The sequence below is a fragment of the Streptomyces sp. NPDC052682 genome, from assembly GCF_040678435.1.
Classification (GTDB): Bacteria; Actinomycetota; Actinomycetes; order Streptomycetales; family Streptomycetaceae; genus Streptomyces.
Genome location: NZ_JBFATS010000001.1, coordinates 37,048 through 56,351, shown reverse-complemented (window position 1 = coordinate 56,351; position 19,304 = coordinate 37,048). Strand labels below are relative to the sequence as shown.

The window sequence follows — 19,304 nt, the reverse complement described above, 5'->3', positions numbered from 1 at the left end:
GTCGCGAAGTGGAGGAGGATCGCGATGTACCAGACCCCCCGCCAGCTCTCCGACCTGGACGCGCAGGCTGCCTCCGAGGCGATCGTCTTCCGCGCCTCGACGAGCCCGGAGGCCGGGCCGTGCGAGTACCGGCTCTACGCCATCGGTGTCGACAGCCCGCAGGCCGCCGGCACCGAGCGTGGCAGCTACCTGCTGGTCCGGGTAGGACCCGACGGCGCGGTGCACGAGGTCGCCTCCCCTCAGGTGCTGCCGCGCCGGCGGTGGGCCGAAGACCTCTTCGACCGGCTCTGGCAGGCGCTTGAGGAGGGGAGCCTGCCCACCGGTCCGGAGGACGGCGACGCGCTCACGGCGGCGGAGCAGGCCCTCATCACCGAGGTCACCAGCGGCCCGGCCCCCGCCGGAGATGATGATCCACGCCCGCCACGGCCCAGCCCCAGTTCGTCCCAGCCGGAAGGGGATGCCGCGTGGGAGGCGGCGCCGGACGATGTCGCGGACTTACAGCCCGGGGACCTCATCGCGCACCGGGGCGCCACGCTCCCGGGCAACAAGTCCGCCGTGGACGCCTCCACCGGGCAGGAGGCGGAAGAGGATGCCGACGACCTGACCGAGGCGGTGGTGGTCGACCGCATCGGCGACGGGCAGCTGCTTGTGCAGGACACCGACGGTGACGACGAGCCGTACCCCATCGCAGTCACCGAGGTCGCGCTGCGGCGCGCCCCCGCCCTCGAGCCGGCGGAGGTGGAGCGGCCGCGGTTTCGGCCACGCAGCCAGGACGACTTCGCGCCGTCCGGCCCGCTGGCGCGGATCCGGGCGAACATCGCCGCGATCCACGTCCTGCACACTCTGCGGGAGGAGAAGAGGCCCGCGACCAAGGCCGAGCAGGCCGTGCTGGCCCGGTGGAGTTCGTGGGGAGCGGCCTGGCAGGTCTTCGACCCGCGCAAGCCCGAGTTCGCCGGGGCGCGTGCGGAGCTGCGGTCGCTACTGACCGCGGACGAGTGGCACGCAGCCGAAGCAACCGTCCGCAACGCGCACTTCACCGACGCCGCCTTGGTGCAGCCGATCTGGCAGGCCCTCAAGAACCTGGGCTTCTCCGGGGGCCGGGTGCTGGAGCCAGGCTGCGGCAGCGGCAACTTCCTCGCCTTCGCCCCGCCCGAGGCGACGATGACCGGCGTCGAGCTGGACCCGACCACCGCCGAGATCGCCGCCGCCCTGTACCCGGACGCGGAGATCCGCGCGCAGGACTTCAAGGACACCCGCCTGCCCGAGGGCTACTTCGACGCCGTCATAGGGAACGTCCCCTTCGACGAGATCGCCCCGACCGATCCCGTCCACAACCCGCTGCGGCTCGCCCTGCACAACTACGCCATCGTCAAGTCCCTCGAACTCACCCGACCCGGCGGCGTGGTCGCCGTGATCACCAGCCGTTACACCCTGGATTCCATGGGCAAGACAGCCCGGCTGGAGATCGCCGACCGGGCGGACCTGGTCGGCGCCGTGCGGCTACCGGCCGGCGCGCACCGAAGGGCCGCGGGCACGGACGTCGTCACCGACGTGCTCATCCTGCGCCGCCGCGACGGCAAGGTCCCGGAGACTCCGCCGGAGTGGGTGGGCCTGTCACCGGTGCAGGTCGACGCCGAGCGCAGCGTGCTGGTCAACAACTACTTCGCCCAGCACCCCGAGATGGTGCTGGGCACGATGGCCCTGACCAGCACGCAGTACGGCCGCGACGACCTGACCGTCCGCCCCCAGGAGGGCACCGACCTCAGCGAGGCTCTGACCGAGGCACTGGCCGCCATCACCCGTCAGGCCCACGAGACAGGCTTGACGATGAGCGCCTCCCCGGACGCCGTCCAGCGGGCGGCTGTGGAGCAGCGCGCCGAGCGGATGCGCCAGGCGCAGGAGATGTTCGGCGAGGAACTCCAGCGGTTCGAGGGCACCCTCGTCGACCAGGGCGAGGGAACGTTTCTTCAGGTCGTCGGCGGCGAGCTGGCCGACCGCCCGGTGTTCAAGAACGCGGTGGAGGAGCTGCGCGCGCTGCTGCGCCTGCGTGACACCTACGTCGACCTGCTCAGCGCGGAGTCAACCGGACAGGACGAGCAGGCCACCACGCTGCGCCAGCAGCTCAACGCCCACTACGACGCCTATGTCGCCAAGTTCGGGTTCCTCAACGACCGTGAGGGCCGCAATGACCGGCGCGACCGCCGCAGCGCGCACGGCGCCTTCCGCACTGACCCGTACGCCGCCGGCGTGTACGCGTTGGAGGTGTACGACAAGGAGTCCCGCACCGCCAAGAAGTCGGCGATCTTCACCCGGGCGGTGACCAAGCCGCGGGCGGAGCAGACCCGCGCCGAGACCCCGCAGGACGCGTTGGCCATCAGCCTGAACACCTACGGCGAGGTGAGGCTCGGAGAGATCGCCCGCCTGCTCGGTATGGAGTCCCTGGATGAGGCCCGCAACGCCCTCGGCGAGCTGGTGTTCAACGAGCCGGGCACCCAGCGGCTGGTGCCCGCCGCCGAGTACCTGAGCGGGAACGTCCGCGAGAAGATCGAGCAGGCCGAGAAGATCCTGCGGATGGTCCCGGAGGAATCCCGGGCCCAGCACCCGCTGCAGGCCAACGTCGCCGCGCTGCGTCGCGTGCTCCCGCCCGACGCACAGCCTGGGGACATCGAGAACGTGGAGATCGGTGCGACCTGGGTCGCACCCAAGTACTACGAGCAGTTCATCCAGCAGTTGCTGCAGACGAAGGCCGTCACCGTGACCCGCACCTCCGGGGCGGACTGGGAGGTCGACGCCCCGAAGGCGGTGCGCACCTCCCGGGCGGCCACCAAGGTCTACGGCACCGTTCGCCGGGATGCCGTCGAGCTGTTCTCCCGCATGCTGCGCCGGGCCACCCTCGTGGTCAAACCGCCCAAGCCGGACGAGAACGCAACGCCGGAGGAGATCCGGGACGGCAAGCGGTGGGCGGCGGACCAGACCGAACAGGCCATCGCGAAGGCCGACGAACTCAACCGGCTGTTCGCCGACTGGTTGTGGCAGGACCCCGAGCGCACCAAGGACGTCCTGGACACCTACAACCGGCTCTACAACAGCTACGTCCCCTACCAGGGGGACGGCTCGCATCTGACGTTCCCCGGCCTGTCGGAGACGATCACCCCGCTGCCGCACCAGCGGGCCGGTGTCGCCCGCGCGCTGTCCGAGCCGTACGGCACCTTCTTCGACTACGAGGTCGGTGCGGGCAAGACCTACACCATCGCCATGACGCTTATGGAGATGAAGCGCCTGGGCATGGTGAACAAGCCGTGCATCGTGGTGAAGAACTCCACGGTCAACGACTTCCGCAACGACTTCCTGAAGGCCTATCCGCAGGCGCGTGTGCTGGCGATCGACAGCAGCGAGTTCACCAAGGAGTCCGCCGCCGCATACGTTGCGCAGATCGCCAACGGCGACTGGGACGCCGTCATCCTCCCGCAGTCCCTCTTCAAGCGCATCCCGATGTCCGCAAGAGGGCAGGCCCAGTTCGTCGCCGACCAGACAGCCGAGTACCGGGCCCGTATCCACAAGGCGCTCACCGGCAACGACCAGGCGTTGGATCCGGCCCTCAATCCCGGCGGCGACCCACTGATCGCCGAGGCTCTGGACGCGGCCACCGCCATGAGCACTGGCCGGCCCGCCACCAAGGACACCATCAAAAAGCTTCAGGGTGACTTGAAGCGCCACACACAGCGGGCAGAGAAGAACCTGGTCAAGCAGACCACGACGGGCATCTCGTGGGAGCAGACCGGCATCGACTTCATCGCCGTGGACGAAGTCCAGGACTTCGCCAACGGCGAGGTCGGCGCGAACAACTCCGAGCTGTCGCTTCCGGTCTCCGCACAGGCCAAAGACCTGAAGATCAAACTGCGCTCGATGTTCAAGGCGTACGGCCGCAAGGTCGGCCTCGGCGCCACGGGAACACCGTTCCCCAACGCCATGCCCCAGGCGTACGTCATGCTCGACTACTTTCGCCCGGACCTCCTCCAGGCCGCCGAGATATCCGCGTTCTCCTCCTTCCAGGCGCAGTACCTCGCGGAAACCATGGCCCCGGAGATCTCCCCGGAGGGGATTCCGCGGATCAAGGAGCGGATCGGCGGGTTCCGGAACGCGGCATCGTTCAGCCGGTTGTGGAAGGCGATGGCGGACGTCAAGACCAAGCACGATCTGAACCTGCCTGTCCCGGATTACACCAGTGAGACCGTGGTCGTCCCCGCCACCGACGCCGACCGCCAGTACATGGCGGAGATCGCCGACCGGGCCGAGGCCGTACGAGCCCAATACGTCGACGCCACCGAGGACAACCTGCTGAAGATCAGCAACGACGGCCGGCTGGCCGCCATGGACCTGCGGATGGTCGGCGTGACCCCCGACGGGCCGGGCAAACTGGACGCCGCCGCCGACAAGATCGCCGAGATCTACCACCAGTACAAGGACCGCCGCTACACCGACCGCGAGGGCAACCCGCTCCCACTGACCGGTGCCTTACAGCTGGTGTTCGCCGACCGCGGTACCGCCTCGGAGGAGGCCAGGAAGCTCAGGAAGTTCATCGCCTACGACTATCTGCGCGATGAGCTGGTCAAGCGCGGCGTCCCCGAAGAGAAGATTCGCTACGCCCAGGACGCGCAGACCGCCGAGGAGAAAGAGAAGCTCTTCGCCGAAGCCCGCGTCGGCAAGGTCGCCGTGCTGATGGGCTCCACCGACACCATGGGCGTCGGCGTCAATGTTCAGGACCTGGCGATCGCGCTGCACCATCTGGACTGCCCTTGGCGGCCCTCCGACGTCACCCAGCGCGAGGGTCGCATCATTCGGCAGTTCAACCAGCACTTCGCCCTGGGCATCCCCGTCCAGATCTACCGCTGGGTCAAGGCCGGGTCCTTCGACTCCTTCATGTGGCAGACCGTCGAGCGGAAGGCGCGCTTCATCGACCAGGTCCGCACCGGCCGGGAGCTGGACGAACAGGACCGGACGCTCGACGGTGACCTGGGCAAGGACTACCTCGAATACGGCGAGATCAAGGCCATCGCGACCGGCAACCCGCTGCTGCTGAAGAAGCTGCAGGCCGACGAGGAGGTCCGGCAGCTCGAGGCGGCCTACAAGAGCTGGCAGCGCACCCACACCCACCTGCGCAATGTGGTCGACACCGCTGACGAAACCCTGGCCAAGGCCCAGGAGCGCGCAGACCTGGTTGCGCGGGCGCTCGCTGTGCGACACGACACCAAGGGCGATGCCTTTCGCATGGAGCTGCCCAACGGCACGGTCGTAACAAAGCGCGGCGAGGCGGCAACCGCCCTGCGCACCCAGCTCGCGCTGGCACAGCGCATGACGCACGGGCCGGTCAGCCGCTGGGAGAACGTGGCCATCGTGGGCGGCCAGCAGTTCGAGGCCCGCATCAACACCGTCCACGACTACATCGAGTTCCGCATCCGCGGCCTGCAAGACATCCCCCAGGCCGTCTTCGCCATCGACGACGTCGCCGCCCTCATCAGCGACGGCAAGCCGCCGCTGGGCCTGGTGACCCGTATGGAGAACCTGTGCGAGCGGCTCGATGAGATCCACACCCGGCTGCTGGGCGCCGTCGAGGAGCTGAAGCAGGAGATCGACCGTGCCCAGAAGCTGGTCGACCAGCCGTTCACCAAGCTCGACAAGCTCCACCGCGCCCGCGCCGAGCAGGCCCGCCTCGACGCCGAGATCGAGAACCAGGCCACCGGCCAAGACCTCTACGAAGACGACACCCCGGCGGCGGAGCGCGCCGCTGCCGGCCCGCCGGCAGCAGCAGCCTCAGGCGAGCGTCGGGCAGGGCAGCAGGCCACGGCGGAGCCCTACGCCGACCGCTCCGAATACTGGGCAGCCGAGCATGCGGCGGTGCAGGGCTACCAGGCATGGGTGCAGCAGTTGGGCACCCACTTGGTCGACGGCACCGACGCCGAGGTCAGCCTGGCGCGGGCCGCACAGATGATGCTCTCAGAGTCCCAGGAGGCCCGGCGGAGTCGACTGCTGGCACTGGAGCAGGTGGCCGACTGGCAGGTGTTCCAGACCGCGGCCGACCTGGCCCGCCAGGTCGCCGAGCAGTGGGACCGTGAGCAGCGCGGCCAGGAGGTGGTCAGGCACACGTGGGAGATGGCCTCCGCGCTGCGCGACCACGCCGCCCGCTACCGCGCCACCGTGGAGGACCGCGAAAGTACGGTCTTCCAGCACTGGTGGGACAGCGACGAGCCGATCACCGTCGAGGACGACGAGGCACTGGAGTTCATCCCTGGCCTGTCCATCTTCGACCAGTACACGGTCACCGGCCTCCCAGGTATGCGCACCGGTCCGGTCAACGGCATCGACCTGGCGGCCGGTATCGCGCAGCTCATCGCTGACGGAATGAGCCTGGAGGAGCATCCGGACGGCATCGCGCTGTCGGGCCAAGACGGCACCCGCTTCGAGATCACCAGAGCCGCCGCGGCCGCTGGCACGCCTACCCCCGGAACCGACGCCGCTGTGCCGGGCGTGCAGAGCCCTGAGCAGGACGCCGACCAGGCCGAGCTAGACGAAGCGGACGAGCAGCCCGTGGCAGGAGAACCGGCGCAGTCGAGTGAGCCTGAGCCGCAACCGGCTCCGGTCGCGGAGCAGGCGCCGGGCTCGGCACTGCCGCGCGCCCACCGCATGGCGGTGCTGCTCGACCACTACGCCGACAGCGGGGAGTTGGTGGCCGCGCGGGAACTGGTCGGCGAGTCGATCAGGCAGCTGTGTGAGGCCTTGGAGACGGCCGGGCCCCACGTCGCCGGCCCGGTGCTGGCAGAGTTCGCCGAGGCCAGTGCGGACGTCGAGACCGGCGAGCAGCTGTCGCCGACGGACGTCTTCGCCCGCTATGACCGGCTGGCCACCGCCACGGTGCGGCTCGCCGATGCCACGGAGGGTCAGGTTGCCGAGCTCGCCGCCCGGCTCGCCCAGCGCACCGAGCGGCACCTGGGGCGGATGCACGCCACCGGCCGCGACCTGTTCGACATGCTCCTGGACGCCTCCGCGCTGGACACCGACGCCTGGTCGGTCCTGGTGCGCAACGACCCGCTGAAGGAGCGGCCTGCCCCGTACTCCGGCAGCGACCAGCTGACTTTCGCCCGGCAGCTGCTGTTCGAGACGTACGACCGCTGGCCCGAGGTCTACAGCAGCAGCGGCGGGGAAGCCAGCGCTCAGTTGCGCGGCGCGATGTGGAACATCCGCCAGGCCCCCGACACCACGATCGGCAGCGCGCTGACCGACTGGATGCAGGTCGTCTCCTACGCACTGGACGCGGCGGAGGAAGCGAACAACCCCGTCAGCCGCCAAGTGCTGCGTGATCTGTCCCAGCGCGCCTACCGGCACCATCAGGCCCTTGCTGCCTACCAGTTGGCGGCGGCGAGCTCTCCCGCCTATGGCCCGGACCGCTCCTTCGCCGAGGGCGTGGAGCGGATCGCCACGGCGTGGGAGGCATGGCTGGCAACGGCCACCGCCCGCGACCTTGCCGAGCGGACCGGCCGGGCAGCGGACGCCGCGCTGGGCAGTGCGCGCACGGCGCTGGAAGAAATCCGGCAGGCACTGTACGCCGCCGAATGGGCCACGACCGACGACGGCACCCTGGAGGAAGTCACCCGCCGTACGACGAAGCTCGCGCACGCCACCTACGCGCTCGTGCTCAGCCTGCAGGAAGGCGCCTACCGCAGCCCGGACGACAGCAAGGCTTTGACCCGGCTGGTGCGGGCTGCCTACGAGCACGCGGCCGCATGCCGTGCCTCCGCCGACGACCCGCAGGCGTTGGCCGAAGTACGCGCCGCCCTGGCACAACGGCAGGACCAGCTGCGGGCCGTAGCAGGCCCACAGACCACCTCTCAACCCGCCGTCCCCGAGACCGGCGCCAAGGCCGGTGCACTGGAGATCGAGCACCACTACCGCGGCACCGTGGTGCGCGGCATCACCAACGAGGAGGGCGATGCTCCGGTGCGCGCCGCCCTCGACCGGCATGGCTTCCGCTTCTCCCGCAACCAGAACTTCTGGTACTTGCCGCGGCGCATGGTGCAGACCACCCGCGACGTGCGCGTCCGCAAGGTGGTCGACGAGCTCAGCCGCCTGAACCGGACCTACCGGATGGTCGAGGAGCCCCCCGAGCAGGCCGGTCCGGAGATCGTCATACCGGCGGGGGAGCCCTACGTCAGCAAGGAAGAGGCCACCGCCGACCTGGAGGAGATGTTCGCCGGCTACTGGCGGATGCAGGACACCCCGGCGGGCAAGCGGCTGATCACGCGAGGGATCGGTGCCCGCCCGGACGGCGAGGCGGTGCACCGGGCGCTGGAGGACTTGCGTCAGGGGCCGGTCGGCAGTGGCCGCGACCCCTTCGCCCACCCCGCCGACGACGTCGTCCGCCGTTGCACGGAGCTGGCCCGCGCCACCCAGACGCTCGCCCACAACCTTCAAGAGGAGCGCTACCGCGCTCCGGTGGCGTTGCGTCACTTCCGTGCGATGACGCAGTACGCGACCCTGTTGGCCTCCCGCATCACCGCGACCGCCCAGCAGGAAGGGTTGTGGGAGCGCCTGTTCGCCACCCCAGGCCCGGAAATGGGGTCAGAACGGGCCGAACCGGTACAGCGGGCTGAGGCGCCGCGGACGGCTGCGGAACCGATGACGCAGCCGGCGGAACCGCAGAGCACCGGAGAGCCGGACGCCCTGGTGGACGGGCCGTACACGAGCGAGGCGCTGCTGGAGTCTGTCGAGCGTCTTCACCTGCTGACGCAGCAGTTGGCCGGGTATCTGCCCGGCGCGCCGCAGCAGGAAGAGGTACCACCGGAGGGTAAAGAAGCGTGGTTCCGGGGGCCGGCCAAGGTGGAGGTGCCCGACGGCTTCGTCCCGTACGCGAACGATGCCGCAGTCCTCAAGCCGGGCGACGTGGTCCGCATGGGATTCAAACGGTGGGCGGAATCCCGGCAGCTGTCGTATCGATCAGTGGTGATCACGGGCAGGGACCACGTCGAGGGCTATTACACCGCCGGTCCGTCCCGCATAAACCCGAGCGACATCGTCGCGGTCCCCGCTGACTCCCGCCTGGCGTCGGGGGCCGAAGACGACCGGTACACCCTGCGCTGGGAGTTCGACGCCCGGTGGGAGGAGGCGGAGGAGGCCGGGCGTACCGCCCACCGCGGGGAGGCGCCGCTGTCGCAGGCCGTCGACGCCTACCGGCAGGCGCTCACCGCAACAGGCGCTCTCGCGCGGGAGCTGGAGCGCGGCTGGGTGCCGCCGGCGGGCCGTGAGCTACTCGCACAGCTTCTCGCGGGAACCGAGCGGCACATCGTGCGCCTGCTGCTGACCGATCGGGTGGCCGAAGAGACAGCACAGTCCGGCCAGCGGCGCCGTGAGCAGGAGCGCGCGGCCCGGCGCGAGATCGGCCGCGCCGCTGAAGAGCTGCCGGACCAGCTGGACCAGCCGGACCAGCCGGACGAGCAGGCGCGCAGACGCGCCAAGCGAGCCGAGGTCGAGGCAATGATCGCCGCCAGTGACGAGCGGGCCCGTCAGCGCGTCCGCGACCTGGCGATCCGAGTCGCACTCGCCGATGACCTGGTGCGTACGCGGTTCGCCGAACCCGCGCCGCAGGAGGAGCTGTGGGCCTGGTTCAGGGAATGGCTGGGACATGCGCGTCTGAGTCCGCCCGAGGACTCGGACGCCGACACCTTCGAGGACTACTACCTCGTCGTCGGCAACAGCCGAGGGACCGAGGCGGCCGCCCGTCAGGTCTTCGACGAGGTGTACGCCGCGATCGGCCCGGCTGCGCAGACGGACGGCCGCGGGGGCGAGGCGACGCAGCAGGCTCCGATGCACGCGGAAGCGCACGTAGCCACCGACGAGGGTGCGAGTGCCGTGGTCGATTCTCCACAGCCGCCGGGCCGGGCGGAGCGGATTCAGCAGGCCGCGCGGGCCAACGGGTGGGAGGTCGCCGGGCAGTGGGCCCGCTGGTCGGAGCACTCCTCCCCGCACTACCAGGTGACGTTGCGTGCGCAGACCGCCAACGGGCCGCGGCACTACACCCTGGTCTGGGAGCTGAGCATAGGGAGCTACACCTACAACGCGCAGCGCTCCGTCGCACACCACTACTCCGGCCGCTCGGTGGCCCGCCCGCGCCTGACCGACGTCGAGCAGGAGGTCCAGACTCTCGCGATCGAGGCAGGCACGTCGGCTGAACAGGCGCTGCGACAGATCCTCGATCCGTCCGCGCCCGCCGAGCAGGACACGCTGTTCGCCGAGCTCTCGGCCGAGCGGCCGGAGCCGGAACAAGGGAAGCCGGCTGCCGGGCGGAACGCACCGGAAGCAGACGGCACCGCCACCGGGACTCCGCTGACGCAACAGCATCTGGAGGCGCTGCCTCATCACACCGACCCGCTATCGACCGAGGATGCGCGGCTGGCCATCGTGACCACGCTGAACCTCCCGGACGGGCAGGTCCGCGACGTGCTGTTGCTACTGCAGTCGCTGGAGGTGGACGCAGCCGACGGCAGCGACCCGATCGTGCGCGGCGCTCAGATCGTCCCCCACAACGACCTGGTGTCCACCAGCTTGAACGGGCGCTTCCTGCCCGCCGATCTCCTGGCCATGGCCGACGCCCGCGTGCTGCCGCTGTCCGCGCCGATCCCCTGGGCGAAGGTCGAGGAGCTGGCGATGCTGCCGGCGCACCAGGCCCGCCTCGCGCTACCGCTGGGCGAGCCGACCGAACAACCGGTGCGGCGCTTCGCGACCACCGGTCAGCTTCGTACGCACTTCAAGGCCGCCCCGATACCGGGCGACCGCCGTGAGCTGGAGCGCATGGCGGAACACGCCTCGTTCGAGCTGTCTCCGAATGGTCAGTTCGCCGTGGTCCAGCAGGCCGCCTATGCCGACGTCGACCCGGTGCAGGGCGCTGAGTGGTGCCTGCGGGCGGCGGGCAGTGGCATGGAGTTCGGCCGGGTGGACGAGTACGCGTACCTGGTCAACACCGGGCTGGAGACCGCGCTGAACGTCATGGGTGGGCTGCGCTCGCGCGAGGACGCGCTCGCCTTCTCCGAGCGACTGGCCTCCCTGCGGGACCACCTCGGGGCACTGATCGACTGGTCGGACCCCTCTCTGCCTCGCGCTTTGGGTGGCTACCGCTACGAGCTCGACCGTCTCGTGCTGCGCGAGCGTGCGTTGTTCGACCAGGAGCGAGGCCTGGACGCCCAGCAGTCCCAGGCCGTCTTGGTCTGGAACATGGTGGCGGCGCAGCCCGGCCGCCGGCCGGCCCCGGACGGTCAGGCGTATCCGGATGACCTCCGGGTCGGGGACCGGATCTGGTTCGAGGCGGACGACGAGTTCCTGCCGCGCGAGGTGATGGATATCCAACACGGTCCGGCAGGGCTGGTCACCCTCACTCTCGCTGCGCTGCGCGCGAGCGAGGAAGACGGCACAGTCTCCGTCGAACGCGATGACGTCGGCTCCTGGGATGCCCCGCGCAACCTGCTGCTCGAGCGCGCGACGCCCGAGGAGATCGCGGCCGAGGCCGCGCGGGCGTTCGGCATGGCACTGCCCGCGCCGGAAGCGACCGACGAGCAGCACACCGCTGATCAGGCCCCGCAGGCCGAGGAACCCGCGGCGCCCCAGCAGCACCAGCCGGAGCCGGACGAGGAGGCCCCGGTTACCGAGGAGCCAGAGCAGGAGGAGAGTGTGACGGTCACGGAGCCGGAAGCGGCAACAGGACCGTGGTCCAGCCGCATCAAGATCGTCACCGATGGTGGGGGGACCTTCGTCACCGGTACCGGCGCCGCCGGGTACTGGGAGCAGGAAGCGGAGCTGCGCGATCTTCTGAAGAAGGACCGCCGTTTCGCCTTCCGGGAGGGCCGCTGGCGCTACCAGGGCCGGGCGGCCGACCGTGACCGCGTCGTGGAGGAGATCCGCGCCTACCTGCGGACCATGGATGAGCGGGCGGCGTCCGCGCCGGCCCCGGCGACGGAATTCCCGCCCACCGAGCAGCAGCAGAAGATCATCGATGCAGCCCTCGCCGGGCGGGACATCGCTGTCCAGGCGCTCGCCGGGACGGGCAAGACCTCCACACTGCAGATGGTCACCCGGCGGATGCCCGACAAGCGCATCGTCTACGTCGCGTTCAACCGCAGCATCGCTGACGAGGCGAGGCGGAAGTTCCCGCGCAACGTCACGGCGGACACCTCCCACGCGTTCGCACGGGCCGCCCTGCGGAACACCCCGCTGCGCGAAAAGATCGCCAAGGCCGGACGCAACGGCGGCGCGCGCCGCCCGAAGGACGTCGCCCAAGCACTCGACCTGCGTGAGCCGCTGAAGTACAAGGGCGGCGGCATCGAGCCGGAGGACGTGGCGCGGATCGTGATGTCGGCCATCCGCCGGTTCCGCGAGAGCGCTGACGCCGAACTGGGAACGCAGCACCTCGGGCAGAGCTGGGCGGCCAGCCCCGCCGCTACCGAACTGCTGGCGGTCGCCCGCCGCGCGTGGGCGGACATCGCCGACCCGAACAGCAACAAGCTGTACTTCAGCCACGACGACTACCTCAAGCTGTGGGCGCTGACCAACCCGCGGCTGAACTACGACGTGATCCTGTTCGACGAGGCGCAGGACATCAACCCGGTCCTGAAGAAGGTCATCCAAGACCAGGACACTCAGACGATCGTGGTCGGGGACAGCAACCAGAGTATCTACGAGTTCCGTGGCGCGATCGACGCGCTCAAGGACTGGCCGGCCGACGAGGTCCTTCCGCTCACACAGAGCTGGCGGTTCGGCCCGCAGGTCGCGGCCGTCGGCAACACCTACCTGCAGTTGCTGGGCTCGGACCTGGTCCTGGAGGGCAACCCCGCGCTGGACACGACCCTCGGTCCGGTCGAGGAGCCCGACGCGGTGCTCACGCGTACGAACGTCGGCGCGATCGCCGCGGTGTTCGCCGGATTCGAAGCGGGCAAGCGCGTGGCGCTGGTCGGCGGTGGCCGCGACATCGAAGAGATCGCCAAGGCGGCGCGTGACCTGCAGCGTGGGCGCCGCACCAAACACCCCGAACTTCAGGCGTTCGACAGCTGGAACGAAGTCCGCGAGTACGCCGAGAGCGAGGACGACAAGTCGCTGCAGATGTTTGTCCGGCTCGTCGACCGCTACAGCCCCGAAGGCCTGCTGCGCATGATCGGGGACCTGGTGCCGGAGGACGCCAAGGAGGAGGAGACCCGCCCGGAGCTGGTGGTCTCCACCGCCCACAAGGCCAAGGGCCGGGAATGGGACCGGGTGCGCATCGGCCCGGACTTCCCGCAGCCGTCGGAGGACGAGAACGGAGAGCTGGTCCTGCCTGCGGCCGAAGAGCTGCGGCTGGCCTACGTGACAGTGACCCGGGCCAAGGAGCGCCTGGAGATCGGCTCGCTGGCCTGGGTGCACACCCTCGGTGAGGAACTGTCGCAGCCCGCCCCCGCACAGCGACAGGCGGTCGCTGCGGCGCCGGAACGGACCGCGGCCGAACAACCCGTCGCCAAGGCGGAGCCCGCTGCGGTAGCGGTCACCGAGGCGGCGGAACGGCAGGAGCAGGCACCGGCCGACGCGGGCGCGGAGCTGCCCGCGCAAGCTCCGCGCGAGGAGCCGACACCGCCCGCGCAGAAAGTGGCCCTGGACTCCGTACCGGAGCAGCAGAGCCCGGGCGTCGAAGACCGGCAGAGCCTGATCGCAGCATTCGGCGACCGGATAGCGTTCGGTCACGTTGGGCCTCAGCCCCAGCCACTGGAGCCGGAGATACGCGAGACGGAACGGGCGGTCGCGCCTGCGCAGGGCGCAGACGAAACCCTCGCCCAGTCCGCGCAGCAGGAACTGGTCGGCGGCGAGCAGCCTTCGCTGTCCACGGACGGCAGCGCCCCGGCCCCTGCGGCCGAGACGGCTGGCGCCGAGGCGACCGGGGGTGCACCGGCGGAGGCTGGGAGCGAGGATGCCGCTGCCGGACGGCCAGCTCCCCTGCCGTGGGACCACGACAAGATCCGCCGTCGCGCCCAGGCCGGTACGCGCCGCGGGCAGAGCAGCACCATCCCCAACCTCGCCCGCGAGATCAGCGAGGCCCTGGGTGTGAGCCGGGCCCGGATCGTGTGGGAGCAGGACCACCCCTTCGACCAGTTCCTGCTCAACCTCCAGCACACTCTGGACGGCTTCGGCGAGGACGACGCCGCCACCCGCGCTCTGGTGGAAGAGGTCGCCGGTGACCTCCGGGAGCAGATCGGGCGGATCGCCGACCGCGCCGCCGAGCACTACAACGCGCTGATCACCCCGAACGCGGGCGACCCGCAATTGCTGGCCACGCTGGAGGAGCAGCTCACCGCCGACAACCGGCTGCCCGAGCTGACCAATCCGTTCGTCCGCGAGGCGCTGGTGCTGGTCCTGCAGACGATCGACGAAGCCGAGCGCACGGCGCGCAGCCGCAAGCTCAAGCCGGCCGCCGTGCGCGATGCGCTGGACCAGATTGTGGGCCTGGCCGGGTTCAGCGCGGTGGACGACGAGCTCTTCCCGCATGTGGACGCAGCGCTGACGCCCGTCAAGGTGCAGTTGGACGTGGCCCGTGAGGTCATGGCGGAACTGGGCTGGAATGCGCAAGTGGTCGAGGAGTACTCCGAGCTGCGCCGCATGATCGCCGAGCGTCAGCAGCCGTCCGCGGCGGCGCCGTCTACTGAGCCGCAGCACGACGCGTCGCTCGCCGAGGGGCGGGCCGCCGACGGCGGCGAGGAGACCGCGCCCGAGCCGCTGACCGACCGCGACATCGCCGCCGCGCTCGGCCGGATCTCCGCTCACGAATTCGGCCAGCTCATCTTCGATCTCGACAGCGGCCAGAAGCGGTACCCGCAGCTCCACGACGGATCCTTCCGAATGCCCGCCGGGCCGGGGAACGAGCAGGGCGAGCAGACGGCGAGCGTCTATTCCTCCCGGTCGGGACTGGAGATCACGGTCTCCGTGGACGGCTCGCCCGTGCGCGCCGGCAAGATCCCGTGGTCCCGTGCGGTCACCTGGTTGCGGCCGGCCATGACCCCGCTGCGTCGGCAGCTGATCGTCGAGACCTGGCGTACGGGCAACGCGCTGCAGCGCACGGAGGACGGCTTCACCGTCATCGGTGAGCACGACCGCTTCCAGGCGGCACGCCAGGAAGTGCGCGACCTGCTCGGCTCGTTGAAGGACACACTGATCAATGAGTCACTGCAGGCGCACGAGGACGGCACGGCCGAGGACCTGATCGCGCGGAACCGGCTGTCGGCGCAGGAGCCGGACGACGGGCTGATCAGCCTGGACGACCTGGTGGACCCGGGCAGCACGAGCGAGCGGGCCGCCGAGGAAGCGTCCTTGGAGCGGGTCCGGCGCCTGTCCGCCGTGCTGCCGGAGCGCCACACCAGCGCCAAGCCACTGGGCGAGGTACGGGCGGGGGACGCCTTCTGGCAGGTCTCGCCGCAGCGGCTGCTGTTCGTGGCGGGCGGCTCCGCCACCGTCGAGGAGGGGCGGATCTCCATCTCCGGGGAGCTCTTGCTGGGAGGCGGCGAGCGGCGCCCGTACGTGTGGTCCCTGCCGCATTGGACCAGCCTCGATGTCCAAGTGCAGCCGCTGATGCTGCCGCAGTCGCTAGTCGACCTCATCGACGTGCCGCTCGATGCCGGCGCCGGGGGCCGTCCGGACGGCGCCGTGGGCGACCTTGCCGAGGAGGTTTCCGCGGCACGGCAAGAGCCGGTCGCCGAGGCCGCTGCCGTACAGGAGAGTAGTGAGGACGCCGCGGCCGCCCAGCCGCAGACGGAAGCGGGCGCTGGAGCCGCAGACGGGAACGGTGCCGAGCAAGCGGAGGCGGCGCCTTCCGAACCGCCCGCGGGCAGTCCGGACACTGACGTGCCCGGTGCCGCCCGGACGGGACCGGACGACAGCGCGGATGTGCAGCCGTACCCCGCCAGGGAGGCCTTCTTGCGGGAGTTCATGCAGCTACGGCGCGCCTACGAGGCATGGGCAGCCTGCGACACCGGCCGGTCGATGCTGGCGGAGGCCCGGGAACTGCGCGAAGAGACAGGCGTTGCCGCCGTGAACGAGGCGGCGCAGATCGAGGAGGCGTGGCGCGCGGTCTCCCGGGCCGGACTGCGCGACACCGATCCGCAGGCCCTGGCCCGCAGATATCAGGAGCTGATCTCCGCCGCGACGCTCGCAGGGCGCTCGATGGACGAGCGCCGGGCGTTCGCCTCGGTCGCCGACCGGCGGCTGCTGCAGGCCGTGATCGCGCAGGCACGGGAGCAGGCGGTGCGTCTGCAGGCGACCACCGTTCCACAGCCTGCCCCGTCGGCGTCGGCGGAAGCGACCAGGCCGGCTCCACAGGCTCCGCCCGCCACGGCGGTCGAGCAGGAGGCTGCGCCAGTCGGCGGCGCCGACCTCGCCGCCGAAGCCGATGCCGTCCCGGACGACTTCCGGCGTGACGTGATCGGCGATGACCTGGTGGTCGACGGGGCCGTCTATGACAGTGACGAGTGGGAGATGGTCGGTGACGGCGGCCTGCGGCGCCGGGAGACCGATCCGAACCCAGCCGACCTGGACACGACGGTCGATGGCACCGAGGATCCGGAGACGGCAATCTCCGTCCGGCCCGCCCGTGCGCACGGACCCGCCGCAGGAGCTCAGCCTGCCCGCGACAGGACCGAGGAGGAGCCGGTGGTGCAACCGCAGGCAGTGCCGGAGGAGCCCCGCTCCTCGGCAACGGACGAGCTGGACCAGCACTTCGAGAGCATCCTCGCCGTACTGCGCGGTGGCGGCGCCGGGGAGCAGCAGAGCGCCGCGCCGGACACGCCGGCCGCCGCGGCCTCCGCACGCCGTCTGAGTGAGGAGGACGAACGGAGGCTCAACGACCGGTACGAGGTACTGCGCGAGGAGTTGGACCGGACCCTGCGCAGCATCGACGCCGATCCGGTCCTGCCGCGCTCGCAGGACCCGGCGGTCGACGCGTCCGACGCGGCGGAACTCGACGCCGCCATGAGGGCGGCCCAGGACCAGGCGGGCTACTACTGGGGCGCCCCGGAGTGGGAAACGATCCGTCAGGTCCGCGATGCGGCGCAGGGCCTGCGGGCAGCGGTCCGCGAGGCGGTGGGCACCTACGCAGAGGAGCTGGTGCGCGATGTGCGCACCCACGGTTTGGACCGTACGATCCAGGCCCGGACGGCACGCGTGATCTCGCACGCCGCCTTCGCGCTGGCCCGGCGGCTGGACCGTGGCGGGCAGCGGGACACCGCCGCCTGGCGGGCGGTGTGGCGGCTGCACCGTGCCGCTGCCACCCGGGCCGACCGGCTCACCGGGCTGCTGCCGCCCAACCAGCGCATCGACCTCGCCGACCAGCTGCGCGGGGCCTGGCAATGGCTCGCCACGCGGATCACCACCCGCCCCGACGGTGAGGAAGGCGCCGACCGCGAGCCTGGGCGGGTGCGCGCTTTGATGAGACGCGGATTCGAGACGATCAAGCAGACCTACCACACGGCCGCCGACTGGATCGGCGACCTAGCGCAGCACCCGCTGTGGCGGCGCGTCACTTACGCCTTCGAGTCCGCCCGCGAGGTGATGGACCGGGCATGGCTGGGCGTCAATCGGCTCTCGGCGGACGACACCATTCTGGGCACCGGGCGGATGCTATGGGTGCGCACAGTCGAGATGATCTCTCACGGTATCCGTACGCTGCTGGCCCGGCTTGAGCGCGGCGGACACCGCGACGGCCTGCGCTGGAACGCGTTGCGCGTGCTGCACCACGCGGCCGAGGAGCACATCTCCCACCTGCGCGGCTACCTCCCTGAGGGACAGACCACCCCGCTGGGCACCTACTACGACCCCGAACCGGCCGCCCAGAGCTTCGCAGCGGACGGCGAACAGGTCACGAAGAGCCCGGCCCCCCAGGTCACGGCTCAGGCTCCCGGGCAGGAGCCGGGGCCGCGCTGGAACCCCGAGCACCAGCCGTTCCGCAGCGGATGGTTCGACGAGGTGCGCGCAGCGCTGCCCCGCGAGCCAGTACTGGACGGAGAGCTGTCCCGCGGTGACATGATCAGCCTGCTGCTCCGGGAGCACCAGCGCGTGATGCGAGGGCAGACGGACCGGGCCGAGGCAGGGCAGCGGGCCAACCGGGCGGTTGAGCTGTACCTCAGCGGCCGGGGCAGCGAGGTGCCCGCCATGCTGGCCGGCCAGGGTTACGCCTACGGGAGAGGCGAGGACGGCGACGGGTGGCAGCTGCGCGCGAGCACCGACGGTCCGGCGACGACGGTGCGGCCGCCCGCTGCCGCTCCCGAGGCCTCGGCTCAGCCGGAACAGTCGGCGGCCCCCGGAGCGAAGCCGGAGTCCACGAAGCTTCAGGCGTCGCCGCCGTCGCAGCGCCGCCTGCGCCCCGACGCCACGGCCACGGCGCCCACGGCCGCAGTCGCTCAGCAGCGGCAGGGCGAGGTGCCGGACCAGCGGTCCCTGACCCATCAGGCCCTTGCCACGCAGGCGGAGCGGCTGCGCGACCGGGGCCGGCTCGCCGCCGCGGCGGCGACCACACCCGCCGAACGGCGCAAAGCCGAGATGCTGTTGGAGCTGGCCGACAAGTCCCAGGCGGCGGCGCAGAAGCTGGCCGACAAGCCCCGGACCCAGGTGGCGCCGCCGCAGGAACGGGCGCTGATGGCCGAGCCGTTCCTCGCGGCGCTGCGCGTCCACGCGGCCGCCAGGGGCGCGGCGCTGCCGGAGGACGTGATTCAGAGCGCGTGGCAGGCGGCGGTGAAGGCGACCGCCGCAGCCCAGCGGCCGTCGGCGCAGCCGCGAAGCCCGGGGACGACGGGGCCAACGACGAAGGGCTTGCAGAAAGAGAGACAGCGTCCGCAGCGGCACGCGCAGGAGGAGATCTACCGCCAACAGCACAAGGCCCCCAGCACCCCCGGGCGCAGGTAGGGGAGTGCACAGGATCCGTAGCAGGTTCCAGCCGCTGCGGTAACGCCAGGTCGGCCGGTACGAAGACGCGTCGGAGACGTCCAGGTAGTTCCATCGGCCGCCTCGGACGGGGTCTTGGCATGGCCCGAAGAATTCGTTGCCGCGGGCGCTCTGCTCGGTGCTGTCCGCGGCGATGGGTGCCGACCGCAGATGCTGGAGGCGTTCGTGCCGTTGCCGAGGTGAATCACGCCGCAGTCTGTGCCGTCATCGCCGTCATCGCCGACAGCGGTGAAGCCGATGCCTGACCAGGTCCGACGCCGCGGCCGCCGTCGCCGTCCTGCTCACCACCACGGCCCTCTCCGTCTACAAGCCGCGCG

At 70.8% G+C, this 19,304-nt stretch carries 1 protein-coding gene; it reads left to right on the top strand.

All coding sequences use genetic code 11. The features are described from left to right. The first annotated feature begins 24 nt into the window (after nt 1-24). Nucleotides 25-18,948, top strand: coding sequence for a UvrD-helicase domain-containing protein (locus AB0K80_RS00170; protein ID WP_365664222.1), 18,924 nt, complete (start codon nt 25-27; stop codon nt 18,946-18,948). Nucleotides 18,949-19,304 lie beyond the last annotated feature (356 nt).

Excerpts from the sequence above, each read along its gene's own strand:
- AB0K80_RS00170 (WP_365664222.1), top strand. The coding sequence starts at position 25 with ATGTACCAGACCCCCCGCCAGCTCTCCGACCTGGACGCGCAGGCTGCC.